Consider the following 26,252-nt stretch of genomic DNA (forward strand, 5'->3'; position numbering starts at 1 on the left):
CTCGTATGTACATCGGTGGTGAATGGCAGGCGGCGGCGTCGGGACGGACGTTCACCAGCACCAACCCGGCCACGGGGGCTGTGCTGGACAACGTGCCCGACGGCGACGGGGCAGACGCGCGACGCGCGATCGATGCCGCAGCCGCCGCGTTACCGGACTGGCGGCGGCGCACCGCATACGAACGCGCCGAGGTTCTCATCGACGCACACCGGATCATGCTGGAACGCCGCGACGACCTCGCGGAGTTGATGACCAAGGAACAGGGCAAGCCGCTGCGGATGGCCCGTAACGAGGTCGGCTACGCAGCAGACTTCTTACTGTGGTTCGCCGAGGAAGCCAAACGCGTTTACGGAGAGGTCATTCCATCGGCGCGTGCCGACCAACGTTTCGTCGTGCTGCAACAGCCGGTGGGTGTGTGTGCGGCGATCACCCCGTGGAACTACCCCATTTCGATGATCACCCGCAAGCTCGCCCCGGCACTGGCGGCGGGGTGTACATCGGTGCTCAAGCCGGCCGAACAGACGCCCTTGTGCGCTGTCGAAACCTTCAAGGTGTTCGCCGACGCCGGGGCGCCCGCCGGCGTGGTCAACCTCGTGACGTGTTCGGACCCCGAACCGGTTGCCGACGAGCTTCTCGCCGATCCCCGCGTGCGCAAGATCAGCTTCACCGGGTCCACCGAGGTCGGCAGGATGATCGCGGCACGTACGGGCGCCACGATGAAACGGGTCTCCATGGAACTCGGCGGGCATGCGCCCTTCCTGGTTTTCCCCGACGCCGATCCGGAGCATGCGGCCAAGGGCGGGGCGGCCGTGAAGTTCCTCAACACCGGTCAGGCCTGTATCTGCCCTAATCGGTTCATCGTGCACCGTTCCGTTGCCGAACCGTTCATCGCGACGTTGCGCGCTCGTGTCGAGAAGCTGGTCCCCGGGGACGGTTTGGCGTCGGGCACCACCGTCGGGCCGCTCATCGACGAGGTCGCGCTCAAGAAGATGCAGCGACAGGTCGACGACGCCGTCGACAAGGGCGCAAATCTCGAACTCGGCGGTTCACGGTTGCAGGGAACCGCGTTCGACAACGGAACCTTCTTCGCCCCGACCATTCTCACCAACGTGACCTCGGACATGCTGATCTGCTCGGAGGAGACATTCGGTCCGATCGCACCGGTGATGGTGTTCGACGACGAGGACGAGGCGATCGCGATGGCCAACTCAACCGAGTACGGTCTCGCCGGATATCTCTACACCCGCGATATCAGCCGGGCGATCCGGGTCGCCGAGGCACTCGATTTCGGGATGATCGGCATCAACGACATCAATCCGACCTCGGCAGCAGTGCCTTTCGGCGGCATCAAGCAAAGCGGCTTGGGACGCGAAGGTGCTCGTGCTGGCATCGAGGAGTACCTCGACACCAAGGTTCTGGGAATCGCACTGTAGGAGAAGGTGATGACGAGTCCTGTTGACTACGAATCCATTCAGATCGGAGACCAGATCCCGCCCTTCGTCCGCACGACGCATTTCACGGAGTGGAATCGCTACGCGGCGGTCAATGATGAGTTCATCCCGATTCACATGGACGACGAGGCGGGACGGGCCGCGGGAAACGAGAACGGCGCCTTCGGGATGGGCAACCTGCGCCTGGCATACCTGGTCAATATGTTGCGTGCCTGGATCGGCGATGACGGCGAAATCCGCTCGCTGACGGCGAAGTACCGGTCGATGAACCAGAAGGGCGATGAGCTGCGGTGCATCGGTGAGGTCACCGGCAAGGAGATCGTCGACGGCGTCGCGCTGATCCACCTCAACGTCGATGTCATCGACCAGAATGGAAACAGCACGACGCCCGGTCAAGCCACCGTAGCACTGGCCTGATCAGCCTGATCACTTCCGTAACAACGCCACGACGCACGACCCGCCGCCGCCCACCGCCTGGGCAAGACCGACCCGCGGTTCGGCGACCTGACGCGAATCCGCCTCTCCACGAAGCTGACTGACGATCTCCGCGGTCTGCGCAAGGCCGGTCGCGCCGATCGGGTGGCCGCGTGCGATGCAGCCGCCGTCGGTATTGGTCGGCAGCACGCCGTCCGATGCCAAACCGCCGGACTCGGCGAGCTTGACCACACCTGCCGAGTCGGTGAGACCCATCGCGATCAACGCGGTGATCTCCTCGCTGGCGCACATGTCGTGCAGCGACACCACCCCGATGTCCCGCGGTTCCACCCCTGCGTTCGCGAACGCACGCATGGCGGTCAGCGTTATCTGCGAGGGCGGCCCCACCACGGGACCTACCAGCGGCCACTGAAGATCCGCGGGCCAACTGGTCTGCTCGATCGACAGCACCGACGCCGACCGTGGCGTCGCGTCCGCCGAAACCACTATCGCCGCACCGCCGTCCACCGACGCGTGACACATCATCTTGGTCAGCGGTTCTGCGACCATGCGAGCGCCGAGCACATCGTCAACCGTCACCGGCTCCGGGTTGCGTCGCGCTGCGAGCGGATTGAGCCGCGCCTGGTTGTACGACTTGGCGGCGACCGCAGCGATGACCTCCGGACCGCATCCCGTTTCGTACAGCCAACGGGACGCTTCGATGGCGTAGTGCAGCTGCGGCGGGAACCGGTCCCAGAAACCGACAGCGGCGGGGACCACACCGCCCGGCTCCAGCGCGGTGGTCTTCTCGTAGCCGATCGCCAGCGCCGTCCGGCAGCGACCGGACGCGACGGCCCACACCGCGTGGCGCAAAGCGACCATCCCGCCCGCCGACGCACTCTCGGTGGCGGTGACGGGAATTCCGGTGCGGCCCAACCGGTGTGCCACGGCAAGACCCGTCTGCGGGCCTGCCAGTGCGGATGCGGTGAAGACCTCGCCGACAGCGTCGTAACCGATGCCGGCATCGGCGAGTGCCTTCTCAGCCGCCGCGACCCCTAGGTCGGCCAGCGGTGTCTGGCTGTGCTTGCCGAATTCAGTGACGCCGATCCCGGTGATGTGGACGCCCGTCATGCCGGATCCGCCACGAACAACTCGACGGCATCCTCACCCAGGGTCTGGGTGAGGAGTCGGCCGACGGTTCCTGGCACCGGCTGTGCTCCCTCGACGAGCACCTGGAACCGTCCGGCGTCGGTGTCCACCCACGCCACGCTGTAGCCGTCCTGGCCGAACTCGGGATAAGGCGACTTCGACGGTACGAAGGTCGACGACCACACGGTCGCCTGAGTTGCAGATCCTGTCATCGTCAGACGGTCGTCCTCTCATACAGGGCGTCGGTGCTCGTCGTTCCGAGCCCGGGCGGTGGTGAAAGCGGTACCGGTCCTTCACCGGCGAAGCGCCACGGCAGTCCGACGAGCAGCGCGGTGCCGAGATCCGGATCAGGGTGGGTGATTTCGGGGAAGAACCCGCGCGCGGCGAGATGACCGTCGGTCACCAGTTCTTCCGCATTGCGCACGACCGCGGCTCGTACGCCGATGTTCGCGAGTTCTGCCGTGACGGCCTCGGCGGAGGATGCCGCAATCCGGTCGGCCAGTTCACCCTCACTGAAATCCCGACCCTCGTCACCGGTCAACTCCACCGCAACCCAGCGTGAGTCGGCGCTGGGATAGACCCCGCGGTGCACCGCCGAATCCCAATCCACCTCGCCGACTGACGCCGCCGCCACGTATTCAGCCACCGTATACCCGACGACCTCGGCCATCGAAAGGTCTACAACCGCACCCGTGTTCGAACGGGGGCCGACGGCCCACGCGGCAATGACAGCGGCAGCGACCACCGACGAGAGGGGATCGGCCAGTACAGTGCCCAGCCGGGCGGGGTTGCCGTCGCCGTCCGTCGTGATCCCGGCGAGCCCACCGTAGGCCTGGACGTTGTTGGCGTACACGCGATAGCCAGATAGTGGTCCATCGGAGCCGAATCCTGACACACGCATCATCAGTTGACCCGAGGCCGCGAGTTCGGTTGGTGCGACGCGCAATCGGTTGAGCCGTGACGATCCGACGTTCTCGATCACTACGTCGCATGCGGACAGTGCGGCCGCGACGTCGGCGGCCGCGTTGGCCGGGTCGATCAGCACGCTGCGCTTGGAATGGTTGGCCACCGCGTAGTACGCACCGCGTTCGACGCCGGCGATGCCGTCGGCGAAGGGGCCGCTGCGCCGGTAGATGTCGAGCCGGTCGGGATCCTCCAGTCGCACGACGGTCGCGCCCATCGCCCCGAGCAGCGAGCCGATGATCGGACCGGCGAGCACGTGGGTGAGTTCGGCGATGCGCAGCCCGCGCAGGCCGCGAGGCCGGCGTTGACCGACCGCACCGGGTGTCGTCCGCCAGGGTGGTCCGAGGACCGTGACGTCGCGGTCTCCGATCCGCGTCGGTATCAACGAGCTTCGGTGGGCCAGTTGAGGTGAGTCGAGCAGTTCGCCGGGCAGGTTGACGGGCGTGGACGGAACGCCGTTGGCCTGCAGCAGGGCGGCACAATCGGCTTTTCGACGCTTAAGGCTCCACTCGGTGACTTTGGCGTTGATCAGGTCGGCATGTTCGATACGCGCGGGGCGCTCGTCGAGGCCCGCGGCCCAGTCGGGATTGCCGAAAGCGGTCAGCAGACCGTTCCATTGATGATTCTCCACCGCGGTGATGCGCACCAACCCGTCTTCGCAGGGGAACACTCCCGACGGTGCGAGGTAGCGGCCGCTGCCCGCGCGACCGGGGCATCGGTACATGACGTGCGCGCACTCCGGCAGCGCGGCGGTGTAGATCACCGCCTCCTGCACCGAAACGTCGACGTGAACCGGAGACTGGGTGTCGTTATGCCGGTCCAGCCCGTGCAGCGCCGCCAGGGCGGCGATGGCGCCGGCCGACTTGAGTGCGACGTAGCCGGGGGCGGGAACGGGTCGACCGTCATTGCCTTCGATGGTGGCCAGTAATCCACCGCTGGCTTGGGCGACCAGTTCACCACCCGGGTGCGAGGGTCCGTCGGCGCCGAACGGAGACAGCGTCACAACCACCGACGGGCACGCGACGGGCCCGGTGGTGCCGTCGACGATGACGATGTCGGATTCGCGGGAGTACGCAGCGGGGTCAGCGTCGGGATCGAGTATCCGCTTGCGGTGGTCGAGTATCGCGTCGATGGCCGCTACGGGTTGTGAACCCGGCAAGACCGGACCCACTCGGCGCACCGGTGCACTGGAGATCTTGGCGACATCGGCGCCGAGACTGGCGAGCAGCGCGGCGGCGGCCGAGCCGGCGATACCGTCACCGAGTTGCAGCACACGCACGCCGACCAGGAAATCCGTGGTGGGAGGATTCTGGCTCACGTACGCTCCTGTCTGGCTGTGTAGAACAATTGAACAGTATTCGTCTCATTGGGTCCATGATCACCCGGACCCGCCTGACGGCCACCTGGTTCACAGATTCACATCAAGTGTTCTATTGTTCATAGTATGGCGACGATCACGCGGCTGTCCGACGCCCGCTTCGACGACCCGGTGTTCTACCTCGGCGACCCCAACGCGACGTTCCGAGAATTGCGGGAGACCGACCCGCTGCACTGGTACGAGGAAGGCCAGTTCTGGGTCGTCACCAAGTACGACGACATCAAGACAATCTCAGCGCGTCCGGAGAAGTTCAGCTCAAAACGCATCGGGATCATGATGGACCTGATCGCGCATCGGCGGGGCGTTGAGCCGCAGGGTTTAGGCAGCCGCGGAATCATGTTCATGGACCCACCCGAACACCGCGCACACCGCAAGGCGATCGGAGTCCGGTTCACACCGGCGGCAGTCGCCAAGATGGAGGACCGCGTCAAGCAGGTCGTCGCGGAGGCGTTCGACAAACTCCCCGACGGAGAGTTCGATTGGATCGAGCACATCGCCGAACCCATTCCGGTGTACATCTTTTCGTACTTTCTCGGTGTGCCGGAGTCGGACTGGCCACAGGTCGCGTCGTGGGCCACAACGATCGCCAAGGCGGGCAGCGGTCTGGCGACCGACGACGATTTCCAGGTCATCTTCGAGCAGATCGCGCCGTACCTGATGGGGTTGACCGCCGAGCGGGCCAAGAATCCGCGCGACGATCTGCTGACGCTGCTAACCGAGGTGCGCATCGACGGCGAACCGTTCAACGAGGCGCAGATCATGGTCTACGCGATGACGCTACTGGCCGCCGGAAGCGAGACCACGCAGAGCCTGCTGGCCGGCCTCATCCAATGCCTGGACCTGCATCCCGATCAAGCCGAGAAGCTGTTCGCCGACCCGTCGCACTCCGAGAACGCCGTCGAGGAAACCATGCGGTGGTGGACCCCGGTGATGAGCATGGCGCGACAAGCCGCCACGGATGTCGAGATCCGCGGAAAGACCGTGCGTGAGGGGCAAGGTCTGCTGATGGCCTACGCCTCGGCCAACCGCGACCCCGAGCACTGGGGTCCCACCGCCGAAGACTTCGACATCACCCGCCCCGACGCGGCAGGACACCTGGGTTTCGGTGTCGGCGAGCACTTCTGTATGGGCGCGGCCCTGGCGCGACGGGAAGCACGGTTCGTCCTCGCCGAGGTGCTTCAGCGCGCCAAGGGTGTCCGCGTGACCGGTCAGCGGGTGCAGCGGGAGTCGTCGTTGGTCAACACGTTCGACCGGTTGGAAGTCACCCTGGACTACCGCTGACTTCCTCTTTCCCGCGAAATGGAATTCCAGCAGCGAAAGATCGAGTAGACGCCTGCGAGGATTCAGTTTCGCGGCGACTCAGTCTCGGGTGGCCAGCCATGCGGTGATCGCCTTGCGATGCTCCGTCCGTGAGCCCAACGACGCGGCGAGGGTGGCCGCGCGGCGCAGGTAGACATGTGCCTCGTGCTCCCATGTGTAGGCGATACCGCCGAACACCTGCGTCGCACCCTCCGGAACCGACCGCAACGAGTCGATCGCCCAGAACGCCGCGAGCGAAACCAAGGCCGCCGCATCGCGATGGTCGTGGTCGCATGCGTCGGCGGCCCGGTTGACGAGCGCACGGCCGACCTCGATGTTCGAACGCTGGTCGACGAGTCGGTGCTTGATCGCCTGGAACGAGCCTATCGGCCGGCCGAACGCGACGCGCACCTTGGCGTACTCGCTCGCGGCGGCGTTGGCGGCAGCGGCCACGCCGACCAATTCGGCAACGAGTCCGACGCGCCACCTCATGACCGCATCGTGATGACGGTGTACGGCGTCGGATCCGTCGGCGATGCGCTCGATCGGTGCCTCGTCGAGCGTGATGCGCGCTGCGGGACCGTGATCGAGCGGCGTAAGCGCCTCCCGGGTGACGCCTGGGCCGGTGGGATCAACGACACCGAGCACCGACTCGTGGCCATGGGCGAGGACGACGAGACGTGACGCGACAGCGCCATAGGGAACGTAGGTGAATGTCCCCGACACGGTGGTGCCCGACGGTACGGCCGGATCGGGCAGCACGACGGTGACGCCGTCGGCACAACGCTTTTCGCACCATGCCGCCGCGGCTGTCGCGGCCAAGGGTATTGGCGCTGCGACGGATCCGGCCGCCTCGATCAGGACGGCCAACTCGCGCAGTGTTCCGCCTGCGCCGCCGCTGCTCTGCGCCACCAGTACGTCGGGCCAACCCAGTCCCGCGATCGTCTTCCACAGCGCGTCGTCGAATGCCGGTCCCGGTCCGTCGAGAAGCGAGCGGCTGCGTTCGACCGACCACGCCTGAGAGACGATGTCGTCCGCAGTTTGGCGAAGCTCCGCGAGTTCGGCTGCCGTATCGGCGATTTCGGCGAGTGAGGGTTCAGGGGTCACGGGGCAACCCCAGCAGTCGTTCGGCGATCACATTGCGTTGGATCTCCGACGTGCCCGCACCGAAGGTGGCCGCACGCATCAGCAGGTAGCTTTGGGCGACGTTGCCTTTCTTCGCGGCCCCGGCCGATCCACGTTCCAGCGTGCCCGCGGGTCCCGCCAGCTCGAGACCGAAGTTCGCCATCGACTGGTCCACCTCGGAGGTCAGTAGTTTGGCGACCGAAGCCTCCGGGCCCGGGCTGACGCCACGCACTCCGGCGGCGGTGGCCTGCGCGGCGATCTGACGCAACGCCTCGACCTGCGCCGCGTACCTGGCGATGCGATCGGCGACGTAGCTGTCGTCAAACCCATTGTTCGTCAACGCGTTCGGCTCCTGCGCCATCTTGACCAGGATGTCGAGGCGTCTTTCGATTCGATGCGTGCGGCTTTGACCGACCCGCTCGTATCCCAGTGTCGACTTCGCCACTTTCCAACCGCCGTGCAGCGGTCCGAGCACATTCGACAGAGGCACCCGCACCGCCTCGAAGAACACCTCGTTGAATTCGGCCGCACCGGTGATCTGCCGGATGGGCCGCACTTCGATGCCGGGCGATTTCAGATCGGCCAGGATATAGCTGATGCCGTCGCGCTTCTCGGCGTTCGGGTCGGTCCGCGCCAGGATGTAGATCCAGTCCGCATAAGACGCCTTCGACGTCCAGATCTTCTGGCCGGTGATCACGAGCTCATCGCCATCGATGACGGCTTTCGTCTTCAGCGAGGCGAGGTCGCTGCCGGCCTCTGGCTCGGAGAAGCCCTGGCACCACACATCTTCCGCTGAGAGGATGCGGGGGAGGTAGTGCGCCCGCTGCGCTTCGGTGCCCCACTGGATGATGGTCGGGCCGAGTTGGTTGATGGCGCTGCGGTTGATCGGCTCCGGGGCGTGTGCCGCAGCCATTTCAGCATTGAAGATGAGCTGCTGGGTCGGGGTCGCGGAGCGTCCGCCGTACTCGGTCGGCCAGGAGATCGCCGCCAGCCCCGCATCGTGCAGCCGGCGCTGCCATGTCCGGAGCCGGTCTAGTCGGCCCGTCTCACCACCGTCTCGGCTGAGCAGATCCGGGGTCAGCGAGGCCGTCAGGAAGGCGCGCACCTCGTCGCGGAACGCGCGGTCCGCTTTGGTGAGGACGACGCCGTAGTCGCGTTCGGTCACGTTCCGCCGCGGATGATCGACGCCATCCGCTCTTTCATCTCGCCGTAGGTGATCGCGGTTGTGCCGGCCTTGGGCGCACGGCCCGCATCGACCTTCGGTGCCGACAGGTCGAGGCCGGCGATCTTCTCGCGCAGCGCGGCCACAGTGCAGTTCTGCCGCCCGAGGCGCTCGACGGCGTCATAGCCGTAGACGCGCGCGGCATTTCGCCACGTGATGGCCTCGACCTCATCGGCTGAACATCCCTCCAACTGTGCGGCGAGTTGTTCGGGTGCGTCCGGCCAACTGCTGTCGGAATGCGGGTAATCCATCTCCCAGCAGATGGTTTCGACTCCGATGCGGTCGCGCATCTCGATGCCGACCCGGTCGCGGATGAAGCACGACATGAAGTTGCGGCGGAAGACGTCCGTCGGGGTCAGACCGTCGCCGAGGTCGTCACCGGTCCACGCGCGCTGCCTGGAGTAGATGTCCTCGAACCGCTCGAGCAGGAACGGTATCCATCCGATGCCGCCTTCGGAGAGAGCGAACTTGATGGTGGGGAATTTGACGACGACGGGAGAGAAGATCAGGTCCGCGGTGAACCGCATGGTGTCGATCGCCAGCATCGAGTTGTACGCGAGATAGGTGGTCTGATCCGACGGAACGGGTACACCGCCGCCGGTACCGATGTGGATGTTGACGACGGTTTCGTTTTCGCACACCGCGTTCCAGAGCGGATCCCACTGCGGATCCTGCCATGGCGGCTGTCCGTAGCTGCCGATGTGCTGCGGCACCGTCACCGCATGGCATCCGTTCGCGGCGAGGCGCGCCACCTCTCCGGCGGCCAGGACCGGATCCCACAGCGGCAGAATGCCCATCGGGATGAACCGGTCGGGATGGCGTCCGCACCAGTCCTCGACGTGCCAGTCGTTGTACGCGCGGACCATCACCTCGGAGACATCGCGGTCACCGCGGTAGGTGAACAGCGCGCCCGAGATCGTCGGGAACGAGGGAAAGCACAGCGACGCCAGGACTCCTGCTGCGTTCATGTCGTCGACGCGGGCGTCGACGTCGTAGCAACCGGTCCGCATGTCCTCGAAGCGTGACGGTTCGAATCCCCACTCGTCATTGGGCCGGCCCGCGACGGCGTTGAGCCCGATATTGGGCATCTGCAGTCCGGCGTACTCCCAGAAACACACGCCGTCGTTGTCCTGCACGATCTTTGGCGCATCGTCGGCGAAGCGCGACGGCACCCTGCCTTTGAACATGTCGGGAGGTTCGACGGTGTGGTCGTCGACGCTGATCAGCACAAGGTCAAGGGGGTCGATCACCGGCAACATCCTAGACTATTGAACAGATTCTGTATATGTGTTCCAGTCAGCCCGCGGCCTGCGTCGCAGCATCCCGCAGCCAGTCGGCCATCATCCCGTAGACCAGTTCGATGCTGCCGCGTGCTTCGGCGTCGTCGCCGGACGGCTCGTAGTCCACCTCCCACCCGACCCGACAACCGCCGTCGGACTCGGTGACGAAGACGACGGCGGTGAACCGGTCCACCGGCAGGGGGATGTTTGTGATCTCGTAGGACAACCGACGCTCGTCAGGTCTGATCCACAGGAGCGTCTCGACCGCGGGTTCGTCGCCGGAACCGAGAATCTTCCTGCGCATGCCCGGTCCAGTGCCCTCGACCTCGACCTTGACGTCCATCGGGATCCAGCGCACGTCACCGAAATCGGCCAACAGCGCCCACACCGCATCGGCGGGTGCGGCGACGTCCTTGCAGACAGTCATGGTCGGCATGGGGGGACAGTACCACCCATGTAACAATGGAGCGGCTAGTGTTCAGATGTGCTGCCGGTCGGTGGCGCGGAATCGAGGTGACGTGGGCACTGACGAACAAGCCGCCGGGGCCAGCTTCGAGGTCGATGAGGACTGGGTTCGCTACGAAGTGATCGAACCGCACATCGCGCAGATCACGATCAACAGGCCCGACCGCCGCAACGCGATCCTCTCGCCCGACATGCATCGTCTGTTCAAGGAACGGCTCGACCGCGCCGAAGACGACGACGACATCAAGGTCGTCATCTTGGCCGCCGAGGGCAAGGACTTCAGCAGTGGGGACGACGTCCGACGGCTCCCCGTCGAACAGGCCGGGTTGACGAAAAGCAAGAAACTGCCGCAGACCGCGCGCATGGGCAACGCTCGTAGATTGCACCGCCACCTGACGAACTGGCTGGAGTTTCCGAAGACGGTGATCGCCGCGTGTCAGGGCGCCACCCTGGGTGCGGGAATGAACCTCGCGCTCGCCGCGGACATTCTCGTGGTGTCAGAGGACATGTACATGGCGCGCCCGCAGGCCCGGATCGGGTTCGCCGGGTTCTCCACCGCGATGCCATTGGCCCTGCTGAAGCTGGGGCCGAACCGCGGATACGAGGCGATGATCACCGGGAGAAAGGTCGCTGCAGCGGAGCTTCGCGAATGGGGGGTCGCCTCCTCGGTCGTTCCGGCGGCGGGTCTGCACGACGAAGCCCTGCGATACGCACGCGCCATCGCCCACCATTCGGCGGACGGTCTGATGGTCGGCAAGCACGCGCTCATCGCGTTCTGGCACGCGGTCGGGATGGCGCAGTTCGGCGACTGGGTTCCGATGGCGCACAGCGTATTCAGCAACCTGTCCTGGCGCGACGACGAGTTCAACTTCATGAAGGAGCGCTCCGCCAGAGGTGGGCGGGAAGCCCTTGCCGAGTTGGAGCGGCGCTACTCGGAGTGGGGCTTCGAGTAGATCAAACAACTAAACAAATTATGTTCGTGTGTTCTATGATGCACACGGAGTCTTCGGTTAGGAGCGGTATATGGGTGCACTGGACGGACGTACGGCGCTGGTCACCGGCGCGGGCCGAGGTATCGGCGCCGCGGTCGCGGAGGGACTGGCGGCCGAGGGAGCGACTGTCCTGGTCTCCGACGCCGGTGTGGGCGTCGACGGGACCGGCCATGACGCGGGCCCGGCCGAAGCGGTGGTCGCGGCGATCAACGCACAGGGCGGCAAAGCCTTCGCCGATACCACCGACATCACGGACTTCGCCGCCTGCGCCGATCTGGTCGGCCGCGCCGCGGAGACGCTCGGCGGACTGGACGTGGTGGTCAACGCCGCCGGGATCCTCCGCGACGGCATGGTCTTCAAGATGAGCGAGCAGGATTGGGACGCCGTTGTCAGCGTCCACCTCAAGGGCACGTTCAACGTCACCCGACACGCCGCCGCGTGGTGGCGGGAGAACCGCGGCGGACAGTACCGGCTGATCAACTTCACCTCGATGTCCGGCCTTCAAGGTGCGCCCAGCCAACCGAACTACGCGGCGGCGAAAATGGGCATCGTCGGACTGACGTTCTCCTGCGCCAACGCACTGCGGAACTACGGGGTGACGTCGAACGCCATCGCGCCGATCGCGGGCACCCGAATGACGCAGGGCATCAAGGGCGGCGGCAGCATGGACTACTCCGACTCCAATGTGCGCCTCTCGCCGAAGAACTGCGTCCCCCCGGTCGCGTATCTGGCCAGCGTCCAATCGGATTGGCTGAACCGTCGCGTCATCTTCGCCGGGAACGGCCGCATCAGCTTGATGTCCAACCCGGTCGTCGAGCGCGAGATCGTGTCTGCGTCCGGTACGTGGGACATCCCCACCGCGTTCGCCGAGATCGAGACGTCGTTCAAGGAAGCCGTCCTGTGGCCCAACATCTTCGACAAGCCGCCGGCCAGCTGATCATGACCGATGTGGCGACCCAGCGCGTGCCCGAGAAGTATGCCTGCGGGGAGACGTTCGTCCCCAAGAGCCGCTACATCGACCCGGAGTTCCTCCAACTCGAACTCGACCGGTTGTTCACCCAGGTCTGGCAGGTCGCATGCCGCGAGGAGGAGGTTCCCGAGCCGGGCAGCTACTACGAATACTGCATCGGCAGGCAGTCGATCGTCGTGGTGCGCCAGAAGGACCGCAGCATCAAAGCGTTCTACAACACGTGCGCGCATCGGGGAATGAAGATAGTGCGTGGTACCGGTTGCGCTTCAGAGGGTGACCTGCGGTGTGAGTTCCACGGCTGGCGCTACGCGCTCGACGGCCGTTCATCGTTCGTTCCGTGCCGAGAGGAGTTCGCGTCTCGGCCGCGGGAACAGTGGGGGTTGCAATCGGTCCACGTTGGTACGTGGGGCGGCTGGGTGTTCATCAGCATGGCCGACGACCCGCCGGACCTCTTGGAGTGGCTTGACCCGCTGCCGACCGCGCTGGCGCCGTTCCGCCTGCAGGACATGCGCTATCGGTGGCGTAAGCGGACATTCCTGCCCGCGAACTACAAGACCGTTATCGATGCGTTCATCGAGGGCTACCACACTCCCGGAACACACCCGCAGACGTTGCGAGCCGCCCAGGGCCCCCGACCGACCACGGAACCGGCACTGCCGCAGGAATACACCTACGCCCCGTACACGCCGACGATCACCTACAAGAACCACTCGCGATTCATCTACACGCAGCGTCCCGAGACGGCCAGCCGCGACAGCGCCCGCCAGCGCCAGGCCGCGCGCCCGGAGGTGTTCGCCAACTCGATGCAATACAACTACCTTGAGGTCGGCTCATTGGTCACCGAGCGCGACTATCGCGCCGCCCAGCAGTTGGCGACGATGGAGCCGAGCGAGATTCCACCATTTGTTCTGTACCACAAGATGTGCGAGGAATTGGCGCTCGCCGAAGGCGTCGACTTTCCGAAGATGTCGATGGAGGAGTACTTCGCGGGCAACGGTGACTGGCACATCTTCCCGACGCTGGTAATCCTCGTGGAAAAGTCTTGTCTGCTGGGTTATCGGATGCTTCCTGACGCCGACGATCCCAATCGCTGCACGTTCGAGATGTTCTCGCTCGAACACTTCGCGCCGGGCGAGGTCCCTGAAACGAGCTGGCAGGAGTTCGAGCGGTGGCAGGACCACGACGGGTGGGGAGAGTTGCCGACGCAGGATCTGAAGAACATCGGCGCTATCCATGCGGGCATGCATTCGAAGGGTTTCGACGGTCTGTGGTTGAACACCGCACAGGAGATGTCGATCCGCAACGAGCATGCGATCGCTGACCGGTTCATCTTCGGCGTCGGTCAGCGGTGAGCGAAATCGCAACGGAGCGGCCGCTTCCGCTTCTGACGGAGGTGAACCGGCCGTACTGGACTGCGGGTGCCGGCGGTCGGTGGCGGCTGCAGCGATGCACCACCTGCGAGCGATTGATTCACCCACCGGCACTGCGGTGTCCCCACGATCACGGTGTGCCCGAATACGTCGCGCTCAGCGGCAAGGCACGGGTCGAGACGTGGACCACCAATGAACACCCCTTCTTTCCCAACTTCACCCCGCCGTATGTCATCGCGTTCGTTACACCCGTCGAGGACGACCGCGTGCGGGTGCTGACCAATCTCGTCAATGTCGAACCGGGCGATGTCACCGCGGGGATGCCGGTGCGTGTGACGTTCGAACGGCTCAGCGACGGTGACGACGACGTGTTCGTTCCGCTGTTCGAACCGGATCGCTGATGGCTTCCCCGCTCACCGACAGGGTCGTCATCAGCGGTATCGGACAGTCCGATATCGGCAGACGGCTGGGCCGTGATGCGTTGCAGCTCACCGCCGACGCGTGTATCGCCGCTGTCGAGGACGCCGGTCTGACCCTCGCCGATATCGACGGGCTGACCACGTACCCGGGCGCGTCGCAGGCGGGGCCCGGATTCTCCGGCGCGTCCTTGCGCGACATCCACGACGCGCTCGGCATCAAACCGAACTGGGTCGCCGGGGGAGTGGAGTCGCCGGGACAGTTGGGCGCGGTGGTCGACGCGATGATGGCCGTCGCCGCGGGTTTGGCGAATCACGTGCTGTGCTGGCGCAGTATCTGGGAGGGCACCGCTCAGGGCTCCGGACGGCGCCAGGGGTACGGAGCGCGCGGTGGCCGACCGACCGGAATGATGGGGTGGCAACTGCCTTTCGGCGCCACCGCGGCCAACCTCGCGGCGATGCAGATCCGCGCCAGGATGATCCGGTACGGGCTGACGCGCGAACAGCTGGCGTCGATCGCGATCGTGCAGCGGACCAATGCGGCGATGAACCCGTCGGCGATCTACACCGATCCGCTGGATCTGGAGACCTACCTGGACGCGCGGATGGTGTCCGAACCGCTGTGCATGTACGACTGCGACATCGCATGCGACGGCGCGACGGCGTTCGTGATCTCGCGAGCGGAACATGCTGCGGCGCTGAATCATCCAGCCATCACGGTCGAGGCCGTCGACTGCGCCCACCACGATCGGTACACCTGGGAGGGTGGCGAGGACATCACCCGTATCAGCTCGCGGTGGTCGACGATATGGGACCGCACTGACTTCACCGTCGCCGACGTCGACTACGCGTCGTTATACGACGGCTTCAGTGTCTTCGTGCTGTGTTGGTTGGAGGACTTCGCCTTCTGCAAGGTCGGCGAGTCCGGCGACTTCATCGCCGACCCGGCGCGCATCTCGCTCGGTGGCGAGCTGCCCATTAACACCGCGGGCGGCCAACTGTCTGGTGGACGGCTGCACGGCTTCGGTCATCTCCACGAGGCATGCCTGCAGATCCGAGGACAGGCAAGCGGGCGTCAAGTTGACGGAGCGGCCCTTGCGGCGGTCGGAGTGGGAGCCGCCAATAGCGGAACCACCGCCATGTTGCTCCGACGGACGCGGTAGAGATGGAGAAGCTTGTGCAACCGGCGAAGAACGAAAGCCTCTATCGCAGTGCCGATTCAGGATCTGCGAATCAGTACCGCATCGACGTCTTCGCGCGATCTGTGCGAGAGGTGGTCACAGGGGCGGGTGGTTGGATTGTGGATCGAGTTCTCGCCGGTTGGATCGTCACAGTGATAACCGACGCTGCGGATGACGCTGAACGCGCTGGACGAATACTCGGCTGTGAGGTCACTTTCCGTAGCGCGGAGGCCGATTCCGCACGCCCACGACCTTATGGAATCGCCCTCAGTTCAGCGCTCTACAGCACGGATGCGCAGCTGCAGAGATGCGTCACCGACGCGTTTGACCACGAGATCGTCGAGGTCAGCCTGATCGGGGCGCGGCCTTCGTGCCCGAGCGATCCTCGGTTGCGTCCGGTCACTTATCGTCCCAGTGCCGCGGCAGTGGCGTTCAAGGCACATTCATTGGCAGCCGCCGGTATACCCGTGAGCTCCGTGGCGATCACTGAGAGGTTCCGCAGCGCTGTGCTTACGGGGGACGAAGACGAGCAAAGCCGCCGCGTTACTCGACACCTGCTTACTGACGATGGAGTCGCCGCTTCTTCGTATCGATGACTCGCACGTGTTGGGCGTTCACCGCGTCTGATGTTCTGCCGCTGTGTCCGGTGTGCGCGTGAGTACAGTTGCGAGTCCTGAATCGACCTTGCGAGTCGGTCTCGGATGCGCTGTTGCCCAGTCTGTGGCTTCGACCACACTGAGCCGCCTTGGCCCGACGACATTCTTCGATGGGGATCTGCAAATGCTGCGGGCCTCAGCTCGGCTACCCGATATGCGCGAGGCTTTCTATGGCTGGCGGACCAGATGGACGCTGGATACTTGCCGGTGGAGCGAACCACGTCACCCTCGGGATCCAGCATGTTCGGCACGACGCCTTCGTCGTAGTCATGTCGGACACCTGAGAATCGGCCACCGAGATCCTCGACCTGCCGACGTCCGCTGTCGATGTCCTCGACCTCCACGTCGAGGTGAATGCGAACCTTCGTGCCTGTGGGCTCGGTTACGCGCTGGAAGGTGAGGCGTGGTCACTCCAGACCAGCGGTTTGCCATAGTTTCTCCCTTGGGCCGGGCGGTTCAACCGGTCAGCACCCGCGTGCGTGACCAGGTTTCGAGCACGGCGGCACGGGGTAACAGGTCGCCAGCGTCGCGATGAGTCGGCGTCGGATCGCTAGCCGGAGGAAAGCTCATGATCCCGTTCATCTGCCCCACCTGCGGGCGCTTCGACATCGACAGCCCGGACTGCACGTCCTGCATCACCGCCGTCGAAGAAGACGTCGCGGCTGCTTGACGCTCTAGGTCAGTCGCGCAGCGCATCCTCGATGCGTTGAACCTTGGCGGTCAGCTGGCCGGTATGACCCGGTCGGATGTCGGCCTTGAGTACCAGGCTGACCCGTGGCGACACGGCGGCCACCGCATCGACCGACTGTTTGACGACCGCCATCACCTCGTCCCATTCACCTTCGATGTTGGTGAACATGGCGTTGGTCTCGTTGGGCAGTCCTGACGCTCGGACCACTCTTACTGCCTCCGCGACGGCCGCGCCGACGCTGCCGTCCTGATCACCAGCTGTCGGGCTGACGCTGAACGCCACGAGCATGATCGTCTACTGCTTGCTGTACGCGGTCGGACGCACGACCAGGATCACGCGGTCGGCTTTGTCGGCGGGCGGTTTGGTCAGTGGTCCGTCATACCGGTCGTTGAGTTCGAGATAGAACTTGCCTTCGGGGTCGGGCACGATCTCTTCGACGACGCCCCGCACCTCGAGGTAGCGGTACGGGTTGTCAGGGTCGATGACCGACATCGCCACCGCCGGGTTCGCCTTGATGTTGCGGTATTTCTGCCGCTTGGTGGTGTGGGTGAAGCGCAACCTTTCACCGTCCCAGGTGAACCACATCGCATTGACCTGAGGTGTGCCGTCGGGCCGGACGGTGGCCAGGTGCCCGTATAGCGGGCGCTCGAGCAGTGATTCGTAACCCTCGGGAACGGCGGCCATGGTGATCCTCTCGATATCGATGACGTCTATGCGGTTCTGGCCCAAATGTTTTCAGCCAGGTCGAGCCTACCGAGATAGTGTTGACTCTGCGCTGAGGGCGGGTGCCACGCGCACTTTTACGCCCTGGACGCAGAGTCGAAGTTCCGCTTCTAGATGTTCTCGGTCATGACGTTGGTTGCAGTCGGCTGATGGGTGGTACCCCGTCGAGTGCGCTGTGGCGGCGTTGAGTGTTGTAGAACTCGACCCAGGGCGCAAGTGCTCGGGCGCGGTCTGCGTTGGAGGCGAACACCCGGCGATAGGACCATTCGCTTTGCAGGGTGCGGTTATAGCGTTCCACCTTGCCGTTCTGCCATGGGCAGTGCGGCTTGATGAACAGGTGTTTGGCGTGCAGTTGGTCGATGACGGCAGCGACGTGGGCCGAGCGCCGATAGCTCAGATGGTTGTCGGTGATCACGCGCTCGATACGCGAAATGCCCTGCGATTGAAAGTATTGCGCCGCCCGAGCAATGAACCCGGCACACGTCGGACCTTTCTCATCGGCATGGATCTCTGAGTACGCCAGCCGGCTGTGGTCATCGACCATCGAGTGCACGTAGTCATACCCGATACCGCGCCTGCGGACCTGTTCACTACGCCCGTGAGCGCGCCACCCACCCCCGTCGGGGATACGACCGAGCTTTTTGACATCGACATGCACCAGCTCGCCAGGCCGTTGTCGCTCATAGCGTCGTGTCGTGGCCTTCGACGACTTGATCACCGCACCGGTCATCGGATCGCAGTCACGCAGGTAGGGCACAGCGCGACGGCGCAGAATCCGTCCCACGGTCCGGGGCGCAATGCCCAGTTCAGGACCCAGCCAGTCCTGGCCCCGACGATGTTTGCGCCGCGCGGCGATCACTTGGCGCTCCACCCGCGCCGAGGTCCGCGAGGGCTGTGGTGCGGTCGTGAGGACCGGTCATGCAGTCCGGCCTCACCTTCAGCGGCATAACGGCTGATCCAGGTGTGGACGCATTTGCGGGAGATGCCCATCGCCGCGGCGATATGGGCCTGCGGCCACCCTTGCTGGTGGCGCTGCACGATCAGCATTCGGCCGTGCAGCGTGGTGCGGGCATTACGGTGGGACACGAGAACCTCCGGGGTGGTGATGGGCCTTCGACAAGCCACACCTCACCCGGAGGTTCTCCTCACATCAAGCCAACACGCCTGCTACCAACGTCATGACCGAGAACATCTAGATGCCGACGATGTAAAGATCGTGCGATGAGTGACCCCGATCTGAGCACGTCCTCTACCGGTTCGACAACCGGCGGATCGCCGAAGTCTGGTCGCTGATCGACACACAAGCGGTTCGCGAGCAGTTGTCTCGGGGCTAACCGCCGGCTCAGGTGTCGGTCGGGTCCACGAAGGAGATGGCGCAGATCAGCGTGAGTAATCCGAAGATGACGATGGCGGACAGCAGATCGCCCCATTGGAACGGGTAGAGCTCACCATCGATCGACAATACCAGCACCGTTTCGATCACGGCGAACAACAGAAAGAACGCGCCGAACAGGGTGCGGGAAACCTTGCGATGCAACGCGGTCCGGCGCAGTTCGATGATCAGCGTCAGCAGCAGCACCGGTAGAACCTGCGAGAGGGCCGAAGCTGTCGGCCCGTCCATCACCACGATCGTCACGAGTTTGCTCCGCCCATCGCATCGGACGCTATCAAGCGACGACAACTTCACCTAGCGAACGGCGGCGGTGTGTTCGCCAACCTGTTGGAGAGCCGAAAGCAGTCCACCGGCGCAGGAGCCAAGCCTGCGGGACCGTCAACGCCAGGGTGACCGCGAATACGATCGACCACGAACCGGTGAAGGCCGGCCAGTGCAACACCGACGCCATCACGATCTCCATCGTGATCACGTGCAGCAGGAAGATCTCGTAGGAGATCTCGCCAAGCCAGACAACCGGAGCCGCGCTCAGCAGCCGCTGGAGGCCGTTGCCGCTGCTCAGCACCAACGCGGCGATGGCGGACCACGCGATGACGGCGTACAGCGCGACCTTGATGAGGCTCTGACCCAGAGTCACCTGACCGAAGTTGATGTCCCCGGCGACCGACGTGGACACGACCAGATAGCTCAGGACCGCGAGTGGGCCCACGACGAGCAGCCTCACGTGCACACCGATGACCTGCAGCACCGCCAGCGCCATTCCGCCGACGAAGTAGACGAGGTGCGCCGGCAGCCACATTCCCGCAGAGCTGGGCAACCAGTCGGTGGCCTGCTGCACCCACAGCCACAGCGGAGTGATCGCGGCCAGCGAGCCCAGGCCCACGAGCAGCAGTCCCGGTCGCCACGCCCCCTTGCAGAGCGCCGTCAGCAGGAGCGCAGCCAGCAGAGGAAGCGCCGCGTAGAAGGCGAATTCGACTGCCAGACTCCAGGTCTGGGTCAGGCCCTGGTGCATGACGAAGAAGTAGACCGGTTCGTAGATCTGGGTCAAGGTCAGGTGGCGCAGCAGACCCATCCAGGTGTGCCCGGGATTGGGCCCGGCGTCACGGAACTGATACAGCGCATACGCGATGAGAACCACGGCGAGATAAGCAGGCGCGATCCGTTGGGTGCGGCGAAAAGCGTAGCGGCGCACCGACGGTGCCGGAGCGCCCCGAGCGACCGCCCGCACCCACGGCCGGAACAGCAGAAAGCCCGACAGCGCGAAGAAGATCGGGACGCCGATCTCCATTCGCGCATAGAGCGCCCCGAGGTAGCCGTTCGCCAGCTGCCCGGTTCCGTACGCGGCGTGCGTCCCCACGATGAGCAGCGCCGCGACTGCGCGTAGACCGGTGAGCGACGCCACCCGATCCGCGACGAACGGACGCGGAGATGGCCCCGCGGGCAAAGCCTCTCGGGGCATGAAAAGTCGTCGACTCTCCATAGGTATCTCTCAGTTCGCTCTCAGATGGCTAAGGCAAGGTGGGCTAATCAACTGTGAAATTTGAGAATTCAGGAGCGAACCAGACGTCATGACCCACACACCGCCGCATGCCCCACGACCATCTCACTATCCGCGCTACACGGAACCCGGTATGGGACAAGCACACCCGAATGACGTTCGAAACGAATCGTATCGCTCACCGTGGGACTGGCGCCACCCCGGACAGGTAGTCCATCCGCCGTATGACCCGTATCACACTGCGCATCAACCCATTCCATCTGCGGCACAAACACCGCTGAAAACGCAGCCGAAGCGTTCGCGTCGGCGCCTCACCATGATCGGCGGCGCCCTCGCCGTCGCAGTGGTCAGCGGTGGGATCGGTGCGGCCGTCGCCAGCCAGTCGGAGCCTGCGGCTGCCGTGCCCACTGCGGTCGCCGATGATGAGCCGATCAGCAGGCCCGCGGCGAACCTCCCCGCCGGGACGGTGGAGCAGGTTGCCGCCAAGGTGATGCCCAGCGTGGTCAAGCTGCAGATCGACTCGGGCCGCCAGAGTGGCGAGGGTTCGGGCATCGTGATCTCCGAGGACGGTCTGATCCTGACCAACAATCACGTGGTCGCCGCCGCGGCCGGGCCCGCGGGTTACTCGACCGGCCGCGGTGTTCGCGCCACCGTGTCGTTCGCCGACGGCCAGACCGTTCCATTCGAGGTGGTCGGAACGGACCCCGCAGGTGATATCGCGGTGGTTCGCGCCAAGGGCGTTTCGGGTCTAACCCCGATCACCTTCGGGTCGTCCGCCGACGTGCAGGTCGGTCAGGACGTCGTCGCCATCGGCTCGCCGCTGGGTCTTCAGGGAACCGTGACGACGGGCATCGTCAGTGCGTTGAACCGTCCGGTCTCCGCAGGAGACGGCGGCGACGACGTCACGGTGCTCGATGCCATCCAGACCGACGCCGCGATCAACCCGGGCAACTCCGGCGGCGCGCTGGTGAACATGAACGGTGAACTGATCGGGGTGAACTCCGCGATCGCGACGCTCGGTGGCGGTCAGGAGGGTGCCGGCGCGCCGAACGGCTCGATCGGTCTCGGCTTCGCGATCCCGTCCGATCAGGCCAAGCGGATCGCCGAGGAGCTGATCGCCAACGGCAGAGCCAGCCACGGCTCGCTGGGTGTGCAGCTCAGCAAGGACCCCAGCGCCCCGGGCGCGGCGATCGCGCGGGTGGTCGACGGCAGCCCCGCCGCAGCGGCGGGCGTGCCCAGCGGTGTGGTGGTCACCAAGGTCGACGACCGCGTGATCGACGGCCCGGAGGCGCTGGTCGCAGCGGTGCGCTCGAAGGCGCCCGGTGACACCGTCACCCTCACCTTCGTCGATGAGTCCGGTGCGGCCCAGACCGCCGAGGTCACCCTCGGAGAGGCGTAGCGAGTTCGGAAGCGGCGGACGGGGTCCGTGTCCCGACGTGACCGGATAGGGCACAATCGCGCACGTGACCCCGCCGCAACGCCCCGGTCCACCTGGCTGGCGCGCCCGGGCCACTCCTCCGCCGGAGCCGGCGACGCAGAAGTTGCCGTCGGCAGGGCGCCCGGAGGCGCCGACCGACCAACTGCGTGTGCAGCGCCGATCCTCGCCCGATGGGCCGACCCGCAGGATCCGGCAGGCGCCGTCGCCGGCCGATGCCCGGCCGACCCAGCGAATCACGCCGGTCCAGGGGCCGCCGTCGACGCCCACCCGGCGCCGCCGCAACCGACAGACGATCATCCTGATCGCGGTGATCGCGGTCGCGCTGGTGGCCGGCGGGCTGGCCGGCGCCGAGCTCTACGCCCGACACCGTGCCGACACGATCCTGGTGGAGGTCGCCGAGTGTGTCGTCGAGGACGGCGCCTCGGTCTCGTTCGGCGTGAACCCGCCCTTCCTTTGGCAGTACCTCACCGGTGATTACACCGACATCTCGGTGACCACAGACGGCAACCGGGTGCAAAGCGCGAACGGGATGACGGCCGAGGTCACGCTCGAAGACGTACGGCTGCATGATTCACGCGACTCCAAGGGCACCATCGGTTCGCTCGCCGCGACGCTCAGTTGGAAGTCCGAGGGAATCAAGGACACCGTCGCCGAAAACCTGCCCGGTGTAGGCAATCTCATCACCGGAGTGCGCACCGACCGCGTCGCGGGCACCGTGATTCTGGACGCCGGCGACAACAACGTCACCGCCAAGCCGGTCGTCACCGACGGTGACCTGAACCTGGAGGTGCTCGAGGTCACCGGCCCGCTGCCAAAACAGACGGTGCAGGACGCGCTCAACGGCCTGACCAAGAAGCTGAACGACAACTATCCGCTCGGAATCCACGCTGACAGTGTGGAAGTCACCGATACCGGAGTCGTCGGGAAGTTCTCCAGCCGCAACGCGTCCATCCCCAACGAGGACGCCAACCCCTGCTTCGCGCGGCTCTAACCGGTCGGCGGATCGACGATGACGGCGATCTCCGTGCCCAGCTGATATCCGGGCGCCAGCGGCAGATCGTCGCCGCTCCAGAACACGCCGGGGTCGAACCAGTTGTAGTGCTTCTCCGTCGACAGCAACCCCATCTCCTCATAGGTGATGGCGACGGTCTCCGCGCAGTAGGCCGTCTCGAGGCCCACCTGAAGCTTCTCCTTCTTCCGCTTCTGCGTTGCCTCACGAACCTTGCTGTGCACGAACGGAAGTCCCCGCGTGAAGTCGGCGGCGTTCAAACGGCCGCGAAACCACCGACCCGTCAGGCGTGCGGTGCTGGGAAACGGAGTGCCATCCATGCGCGCCACCACTTTGAGGGCAAGATCCTCCTGCTCGCGCGTGGCGTACGGCGTCAGCTCGCGGAGCCAGCAGCGCTGGTGATAGTTGTGCACCCATCGCTCGACGACCTGGCGCGCGTCGTTCAACTGCACTCCGCGGTGGTTGCCGCCCGTCCACATATCGGTGAGCTTGTCGCCCAGTTCGGCGTGCCAGATCAGCGGCGGCAGATCCTCGATCGCGATGGTCATCCCGACGTGGTTGACCGGGCTGTTGCTCATCGTCTGGATCGCCCGATCGGGCCCCGACCTGCCCCGGAACAGCCAGAGATCGCCCGTGCGCGTCTCGTCGAGGGCCTTCTCCAGCGACACCGTGCTTTGATTCACCCCCAGAGCTTAGGCAGACTCAGCGCATGCGCAGCATATGGAAGTGGGTCGGACTGGCCGGTGTCGCCGGCGTGGTGGCGGGCGGGGCACTGGTCGCCCGCGATCAACGTCGCCGCAACGCCTACACACCTGAGGACATCCGCGCACGGCTGCACCAGCGCGTCGCCGAGGGCAACAAAACGGACCACACAACGGACTAGGTGTGATGTCAACTAGGCCGCGACGGCGTAGAGCCGGTGAGTGCCGCTGAACCCCTTGAGGTCGGCTTCTCGGCCGTCGTCGAACTCGAAAGCGTCGGCATCGGCAAGCGCATCGCGCACCACCTTGCTGACCAGCACCTCACCGCCGTCGGCCGCACTCGCCACGCGCGCGGCCATCGCGACGTTGCGCCCGAACAGATCGTCGCCGCGCCGCACCGATTTGCCCATGTGGATCCCGATGCGCACCCGAATGCCGTTGCTATCCCGGCGAAGTGAGCGTTGGATGTCGAGGCTGCACCGCACCGCCTGGTCAGGCTGGGCGAACGCCACCATGAAACCGTCACCCTGGCTCTTCACCACGTGGCCCGAATACTTCGCCACGTGCCTGCGCACCATCTTGTCGTGTCGGCTGATCAGCCGGACCCAGGCGCGATCCCCGATGCGTTCGTTCAGGGCCGTCGACTCCTCGATATCGGAGAACAGGATTGCGACGTGTCCGCTCGGCGCCAGTTTGGCCAAGTCAGGTCGTTCGACCTCGGCCCAGTCCGCCAGGTCTTCGATCGAGGACCGCACGGCGGCTCCGAGCCCGTCCTTGCGCAGGATGTTCGCTGTCTGCCAGACCGTCTTGACGGCTTCGCGGCCACCGGAGAGCAGCATGTTCCTGGTGTCCACGCGACTGCGCAACTGTTCGAGTTCCTCGCGGTCACGCCTGCGCTGGACGACGAGAACGATGAGGGCGATGGCCTGAGCCACGGCGACCGCACCCAGTACGTAGGCCGCGATCTGTGCACCCATCACCCCCCAAGTATTGGATGCTGAACCCGTGATGTCGAAGACCTCGGTTGCGGCTCCGTACTACGAGAGCCGCTACATCCGGGCCAACCACCCTGACCGGGCAGAAGCGCTGTGGTTGCGGGAGACATTGTTGTTGCCGACGGCAGGTGAGCCCGTCGCGGACGTCTGGGTGATGCTGTTCGACCCCGACGGGGTGGGAAACCTCGCCCTCAAGGAGCCGTACCCGATCGACGCCGCCGAGTACGACTACGACGACTGGACCGCGCGGATCGCGGCCACCACCCTCGATGACCGGTCGGCGCGGGGCGTCGTCACCGGCGGCAGTCGCTCGGCGCGCTGGGACCTCCGCATCGCGCCCGGTTCGGAGGAGCCGGTCAAGCTCCTCACCGAGCGCGCCTACAAGGCACGTATCCCGACGGCGAAGACCACGGTCCGACATCCGCTGGCGCAATTCAACGGGCAGCTGGAACTCGACGACGTTCGCGTCGTCGTCGATGACTGGACCGGCAGCGTCAACCACAACTGGGGAACGAAGCACACACCCGCGTACGCGTTCGGCCAGGTGTGTGGGTTCGACAACGCGCCGGAGTCGACGTTGGAGATCGTGACGGCGCGCGCCGCGATCGGCCCGGTGTTGACGCCGTCGGCGACGCTGTTCGTATTCCGGCATGCCGGAGAGGAATTCGCGGTTCGCTCGATCCGGCACAGCCTGCAAACGCATGCGCGCTACCAGCCGTTCGCGTGGTCGTTCGGCGGGCGGATCGGGAATCACATGATCGAGGGGGAGATCACCGCCGATCCCGGCGATGTCATCGGGCTCACGTACACCGACACGGACGGCGGCCAGAAGTACTGCTACAACTCGGCGATCGCCACCTGTCGGATTCAGGTGGCGGGCAAGGCGTTCACGCGTGAAGAGCTCGTCGCGTCCCGGCGGGCGATGTTCGAGATTCTCACCGATACCCGGCACGGCACGGTGCCGCTGCTGACCTAGGAGAACGCCTTGGTCACCATCTCCATGTCGAAGTAATCCGACCACCTGGCGATCTTGCCGTCGACGATCTCGAACACGCCCATCACGGGAAGGGCGACCTCGCCACCGTCCTTGCGCCGCATGACGTCGGTGCGCTCATTCATGACGATGTTGCCGTCGCTGACCTGCCGGTGCACCTGAAAGTCGATGCCTTCGAACGCCGCCGTGAACCCGGCGATGAACTCCTTGATCGCCTCCGGTCCGGTCAGCGGATCCATCGGAACGTTGTGATAGATGCCGTCCTCGGTGAAGTACGAGGCCAGTTCGGCGGCATCAGGGGAGGACCACTTGCGGCAGAACTCGGTGACCAAGGCGTCGGGGGTAGATGTCATCCCTTGATGAAACGCAGTGAAACAACGTAAATCAACCCGCGATCGCGTCCGAGTTGGGTGTGGAGCGGCCAACAACGCCGGCGAGCAGACGCAAACTGCCACGACACGCCGTGAAAACGGGGGTGT

Annotated in this window: 27 protein-coding genes and 2 pseudogenes; 13 read left to right on the top strand and 16 right to left on the bottom strand. The window is 65.2% G+C overall.

Features of this window, described 5'->3' with window-relative positions; translation table 11 throughout:
* Positions 1-5 precede the first annotated feature (5 nt).
* Both G6N43_RS09540 and G6N43_RS09545 read left to right on the top strand, forming a co-directional pair.
* The gene (locus G6N43_RS09540) at positions 6-1,433 is read left to right on the top strand and encodes an NAD-dependent succinate-semialdehyde dehydrogenase (protein WP_083156743.1); all 1,428 of its coding nucleotides are present in this window, start codon (positions 6-8) and stop codon (positions 1,431-1,433) included.
* A gap of 9 nt (positions 1,434-1,442) precedes the next feature.
* Positions 1,443-1,868, top strand: a complete 426-nt coding sequence (locus G6N43_RS09545; protein ID WP_083156742.1) for a MaoC/PaaZ C-terminal domain-containing protein — start codon at positions 1,443-1,445, stop codon at positions 1,866-1,868.
* Between the two features lie 9 nt (positions 1,869-1,877).
* Here the strand turns inward: G6N43_RS09545 and G6N43_RS09550 are convergent, their stop codons facing one another.
* The 3 genes from G6N43_RS09550 to G6N43_RS09560 are packed head-to-tail and all read right to left on the bottom strand — an operon-like array spanning position 1,878 to position 5,295.
* Complete coding sequence (locus G6N43_RS09550; RefSeq protein WP_083156741.1) at positions 1,878-2,996, bottom strand: thiolase family protein; 1,119 nt, start codon at positions 2,994-2,996, stop codon at positions 1,878-1,880.
* On the bottom strand, positions 2,993-3,226 hold the full coding sequence (locus tag G6N43_RS09555) for a hypothetical protein (protein WP_083156740.1): 234 nt from the start codon (positions 3,224-3,226) through the stop codon (positions 2,993-2,995). The genes G6N43_RS09550 and G6N43_RS09555 overlap by 4 nt, the downstream gene beginning before the upstream one ends.
* Before the next feature lie 2 nt (positions 3,227-3,228).
* Complete coding sequence (locus tag G6N43_RS09560) at positions 3,229-5,295, bottom strand: CoA transferase (protein ID WP_234810257.1); 2,067 nt, start codon at positions 5,293-5,295, stop codon at positions 3,229-3,231.
* Between the two features lie 126 nt (positions 5,296-5,421).
* On the opposite strand from G6N43_RS09560, the gene G6N43_RS09565 reads away from it, so the two are divergent.
* Complete coding sequence (locus G6N43_RS09565; RefSeq protein WP_083156739.1) at positions 5,422-6,636, top strand: cytochrome P450; 1,215 nt, start codon at positions 5,422-5,424, stop codon at positions 6,634-6,636.
* Positions 6,637-6,714: 78 nt separating this feature from the next.
* On the opposite strand, the gene G6N43_RS09570 is transcribed toward G6N43_RS09565, so the two are convergent.
* From G6N43_RS09570 to G6N43_RS09585, 4 genes are read right to left on the bottom strand one after another with little or no spacing between them, the layout of a single operon-like run.
* Positions 6,715-7,761, bottom strand: coding sequence for an acyl-CoA dehydrogenase family protein (locus G6N43_RS09570; RefSeq protein WP_083156738.1), 1,047 nt, complete (start codon positions 7,759-7,761; stop codon positions 6,715-6,717).
* Positions 7,751-8,944 (bottom strand): acyl-CoA dehydrogenase family protein, encoded by a 1,194-nt coding sequence (locus G6N43_RS09575; RefSeq protein ID WP_083156737.1) that lies wholly within the window; start codon positions 8,942-8,944, stop codon positions 7,751-7,753. The genes G6N43_RS09570 and G6N43_RS09575 overlap by 11 nt, the downstream gene beginning before the upstream one ends.
* Positions 8,941-10,260 (bottom strand): amidohydrolase family protein, encoded by a 1,320-nt coding sequence (locus G6N43_RS09580; RefSeq protein WP_234810256.1) that lies wholly within the window; start codon positions 10,258-10,260, stop codon positions 8,941-8,943. The genes G6N43_RS09575 and G6N43_RS09580 overlap by 4 nt, the downstream gene beginning before the upstream one ends.
* 37 nt (positions 10,261-10,297) lie before the next feature.
* A complete protein-coding gene (locus tag G6N43_RS09585; RefSeq protein WP_083156736.1) occupies positions 10,298-10,717 on the bottom strand; it encodes an SRPBCC family protein in 420 nt (139 codons plus the stop codon).
* An 82-nt stretch (positions 10,718-10,799) separates the two neighbouring features.
* On the opposite strand from G6N43_RS09585, the gene G6N43_RS09590 reads away from it, so the two are divergent.
* The 6 genes and pseudogenes from G6N43_RS09590 (at position 10,800) to G6N43_RS09610 (ending at position 15,657) form a co-directional block, all read left to right on the top strand.
* Positions 10,800-11,699, top strand: a complete 900-nt coding sequence (locus tag G6N43_RS09590) for an enoyl-CoA hydratase/isomerase family protein (RefSeq protein WP_110810522.1) — start codon at positions 10,800-10,802, stop codon at positions 11,697-11,699.
* A 70-nt stretch (positions 11,700-11,769) separates the two neighbouring features.
* A complete protein-coding gene (locus G6N43_RS09595; RefSeq protein WP_083156734.1) occupies positions 11,770-12,675 on the top strand; it encodes an SDR family NAD(P)-dependent oxidoreductase in 906 nt (301 codons plus the stop codon).
* Complete coding sequence (locus tag G6N43_RS09600) at positions 12,639-14,060, top strand: aromatic ring-hydroxylating oxygenase subunit alpha (protein ID WP_234810255.1); 1,422 nt, start codon at positions 12,639-12,641, stop codon at positions 14,058-14,060. Before G6N43_RS09595 ends, G6N43_RS09600 begins: the two co-directional genes overlap by 37 nt.
* 41 nt (positions 14,061-14,101) lie before the next feature.
* Positions 14,102-14,167, top strand: a pseudogene (locus G6N43_RS30655) (Zn-ribbon domain-containing OB-fold protein); the annotation flags it as partial.
* 48 nt (positions 14,168-14,215) lie between these two features.
* A complete protein-coding gene (locus tag G6N43_RS30660) occupies positions 14,216-14,479 on the top strand; it encodes a Zn-ribbon domain-containing OB-fold protein (RefSeq protein ID WP_234810265.1) in 264 nt (87 codons plus the stop codon).
* Positions 14,479-15,657 (top strand): thiolase family protein, encoded by a 1,179-nt coding sequence (locus G6N43_RS09610; protein WP_083156731.1) that lies wholly within the window; start codon positions 14,479-14,481, stop codon positions 15,655-15,657. Before G6N43_RS30660 ends, G6N43_RS09610 begins: the two co-directional genes overlap by 1 nt.
* 421 nt (positions 15,658-16,078) lie before the next feature.
* Here G6N43_RS09610 and G6N43_RS09615 read toward each other — a convergent pair whose 3' ends face one another.
* The 6 genes and pseudogenes from G6N43_RS09615 to G6N43_RS09645 form a co-directional block, all read right to left on the bottom strand.
* The gene (locus tag G6N43_RS09615; protein WP_322790421.1) at positions 16,079-16,687 is read right to left on the bottom strand and encodes a VOC family protein; all 609 of its coding nucleotides are present in this window, start codon (positions 16,685-16,687) and stop codon (positions 16,079-16,081) included.
* A 323-nt stretch (positions 16,688-17,010) separates the two neighbouring features.
* Positions 17,011-17,310, bottom strand: coding sequence for a thiamine-binding protein (locus G6N43_RS09620; protein ID WP_083156729.1), 300 nt, complete (start codon positions 17,308-17,310; stop codon positions 17,011-17,013).
* Between the two features lie 6 nt (positions 17,311-17,316).
* Complete coding sequence (locus G6N43_RS09625; RefSeq protein ID WP_083156797.1) at positions 17,317-17,706, bottom strand: PPOX class F420-dependent oxidoreductase; 390 nt, start codon at positions 17,704-17,706, stop codon at positions 17,317-17,319.
* A 163-nt stretch (positions 17,707-17,869) separates the two neighbouring features.
* Positions 17,870-18,831 (bottom strand): annotated as a pseudogene (locus G6N43_RS09630) (IS481 family transposase).
* Positions 18,832-19,087: 256 nt separating this feature from the next.
* Entirely contained in the window at positions 19,088-19,381 is a 294-nt protein-coding gene (locus G6N43_RS09640) for a hypothetical protein (RefSeq protein WP_179967987.1), read from the bottom strand.
* 31 nt (positions 19,382-19,412) lie between these two features.
* Complete coding sequence (locus G6N43_RS09645; protein WP_110810541.1) at positions 19,413-20,597, bottom strand: acyltransferase family protein; 1,185 nt, start codon at positions 20,595-20,597, stop codon at positions 19,413-19,415.
* A 109-nt stretch (positions 20,598-20,706) separates the two neighbouring features.
* On the opposite strand from G6N43_RS09645, the gene G6N43_RS09650 reads away from it, so the two are divergent.
* Positions 20,707-22,035 (top strand): S1C family serine protease, encoded by a 1,329-nt coding sequence (locus G6N43_RS09650; protein WP_083157101.1) that lies wholly within the window; start codon positions 20,707-20,709, stop codon positions 22,033-22,035.
* A gap of 64 nt (positions 22,036-22,099) precedes the next feature.
* Positions 22,100-23,065 (top strand): LmeA family phospholipid-binding protein, encoded by a 966-nt coding sequence (locus G6N43_RS09655; RefSeq protein WP_234810295.1) that lies wholly within the window; start codon positions 22,100-22,102, stop codon positions 23,063-23,065.
* On the opposite strand, the gene G6N43_RS09660 is transcribed toward G6N43_RS09655, so the two are convergent.
* Positions 23,062-23,751 (bottom strand): guanylate cyclase, encoded by a 690-nt coding sequence (locus tag G6N43_RS09660; protein ID WP_083157102.1) that lies wholly within the window; start codon positions 23,749-23,751, stop codon positions 23,062-23,064. The two genes, G6N43_RS09655 and G6N43_RS09660, sit on opposite strands and share 4 nt — an antisense overlap.
* Positions 23,752-23,792: 41 nt before the next feature.
* On the opposite strand from G6N43_RS09660, the gene G6N43_RS30410 reads away from it, so the two are divergent.
* Positions 23,793-23,966 carry a hypothetical protein gene (locus G6N43_RS30410; protein WP_110810543.1) on the top strand — a complete coding sequence of 58 codons (174 nt, stop codon included), beginning with the start codon at positions 23,793-23,795 and terminating at the stop codon, positions 23,964-23,966.
* A gap of 12 nt (positions 23,967-23,978) precedes the next feature.
* Here G6N43_RS30410 and G6N43_RS09665 read toward each other — a convergent pair whose 3' ends face one another.
* Entirely contained in the window at positions 23,979-24,761 is a 783-nt protein-coding gene (locus G6N43_RS09665; protein WP_083157103.1) for an adenylate/guanylate cyclase domain-containing protein, read from the bottom strand.
* A gap of 31 nt (positions 24,762-24,792) precedes the next feature.
* Between G6N43_RS09665 and G6N43_RS09670 the strand changes: the two genes are divergently transcribed.
* Entirely contained in the window at positions 24,793-25,755 is a 963-nt protein-coding gene (locus G6N43_RS09670; protein WP_083157104.1) for a hypothetical protein, read from the top strand.
* On the opposite strand, the gene G6N43_RS09675 is transcribed toward G6N43_RS09670, so the two are convergent.
* Positions 25,752-26,126 (bottom strand): nuclear transport factor 2 family protein, encoded by a 375-nt coding sequence (locus tag G6N43_RS09675; protein WP_083157105.1) that lies wholly within the window; start codon positions 26,124-26,126, stop codon positions 25,752-25,754. The two genes, G6N43_RS09670 and G6N43_RS09675, sit on opposite strands and share 4 nt — an antisense overlap.
* Between the last annotated feature and the right edge of the window lie 126 nt (positions 26,127-26,252).

Origin of the sequence: Mycolicibacterium moriokaense (assembly GCF_010726085.1) — a bacterium.
GTDB lineage: Bacteria > Actinomycetota > Actinomycetes > Mycobacteriales > Mycobacteriaceae > Mycobacterium > Mycobacterium moriokaense.

What these genes read in the sequence shown, in the direction of transcription:
- G6N43_RS09620 (WP_083156729.1), bottom strand. Translation starts at nt 17,310, where the DNA reads ATGCTCGTGGCGTTCAGCGTCAGCCCGACAGCTGGTGATCAGGACGGC.
- G6N43_RS09550 (WP_083156741.1), bottom strand. Translation starts at nt 2,996, where the DNA reads ATGACGGGCGTCCACATCACCGGGATCGGCGTCACTGAATTCGGCAAG.
- G6N43_RS30410 (WP_110810543.1), top strand. Translation starts at nt 23,793, where the DNA reads ATGCGCAGCATATGGAAGTGGGTCGGACTGGCCGGTGTCGCCGGCGTG.
- G6N43_RS09565 (WP_083156739.1), top strand. Translation starts at nt 5,422, where the DNA reads ATGGCGACGATCACGCGGCTGTCCGACGCCCGCTTCGACGACCCGGTG.
- G6N43_RS09665 (WP_083157103.1), bottom strand. Translation starts at nt 24,761, where the DNA reads ATGGGTGCACAGATCGCGGCCTACGTACTGGGTGCGGTCGCCGTGGCT.
- G6N43_RS09670 (WP_083157104.1), top strand. Translation starts at nt 24,793, where the DNA reads ATGTCGAAGACCTCGGTTGCGGCTCCGTACTACGAGAGCCGCTACATC.
- G6N43_RS09650 (WP_083157101.1), top strand. Translation starts at nt 20,707, where the DNA reads ATGACCCACACACCGCCGCATGCCCCACGACCATCTCACTATCCGCGC.
- G6N43_RS09595 (WP_083156734.1), top strand. Translation starts at nt 11,770, where the DNA reads ATGGGTGCACTGGACGGACGTACGGCGCTGGTCACCGGCGCGGGCCGA.
- G6N43_RS09625 (WP_083156797.1), bottom strand. Translation starts at nt 17,706, where the DNA reads ATGGCCGCCGTTCCCGAGGGTTACGAATCACTGCTCGAGCGCCCGCTA.
- G6N43_RS09675 (WP_083157105.1), bottom strand. Translation starts at nt 26,126, where the DNA reads ATGACATCTACCCCCGACGCCTTGGTCACCGAGTTCTGCCGCAAGTGG.
- G6N43_RS09645 (WP_110810541.1), bottom strand. Translation starts at nt 20,597, where the DNA reads ATGCCCCGAGAGGCTTTGCCCGCGGGGCCATCTCCGCGTCCGTTCGTC.
- G6N43_RS09585 (WP_083156736.1), bottom strand. Translation starts at nt 10,717, where the DNA reads ATGCCGACCATGACTGTCTGCAAGGACGTCGCCGCACCCGCCGATGCG.
- G6N43_RS09555 (WP_083156740.1), bottom strand. Translation starts at nt 3,226, where the DNA reads ATGACAGGATCTGCAACTCAGGCGACCGTGTGGTCGTCGACCTTCGTA.
- G6N43_RS09545 (WP_083156742.1), top strand. Translation starts at nt 1,443, where the DNA reads ATGACGAGTCCTGTTGACTACGAATCCATTCAGATCGGAGACCAGATC.
- G6N43_RS09540 (WP_083156743.1), top strand. Translation starts at nt 6, where the DNA reads ATGTACATCGGTGGTGAATGGCAGGCGGCGGCGTCGGGACGGACGTTC.
- G6N43_RS09610 (WP_083156731.1), top strand. Translation starts at nt 14,479, where the DNA reads ATGGCTTCCCCGCTCACCGACAGGGTCGTCATCAGCGGTATCGGACAG.
- G6N43_RS09580 (WP_234810256.1), bottom strand. Translation starts at nt 10,260, where the DNA reads ATGTTGCCGGTGATCGACCCCCTTGACCTTGTGCTGATCAGCGTCGAC.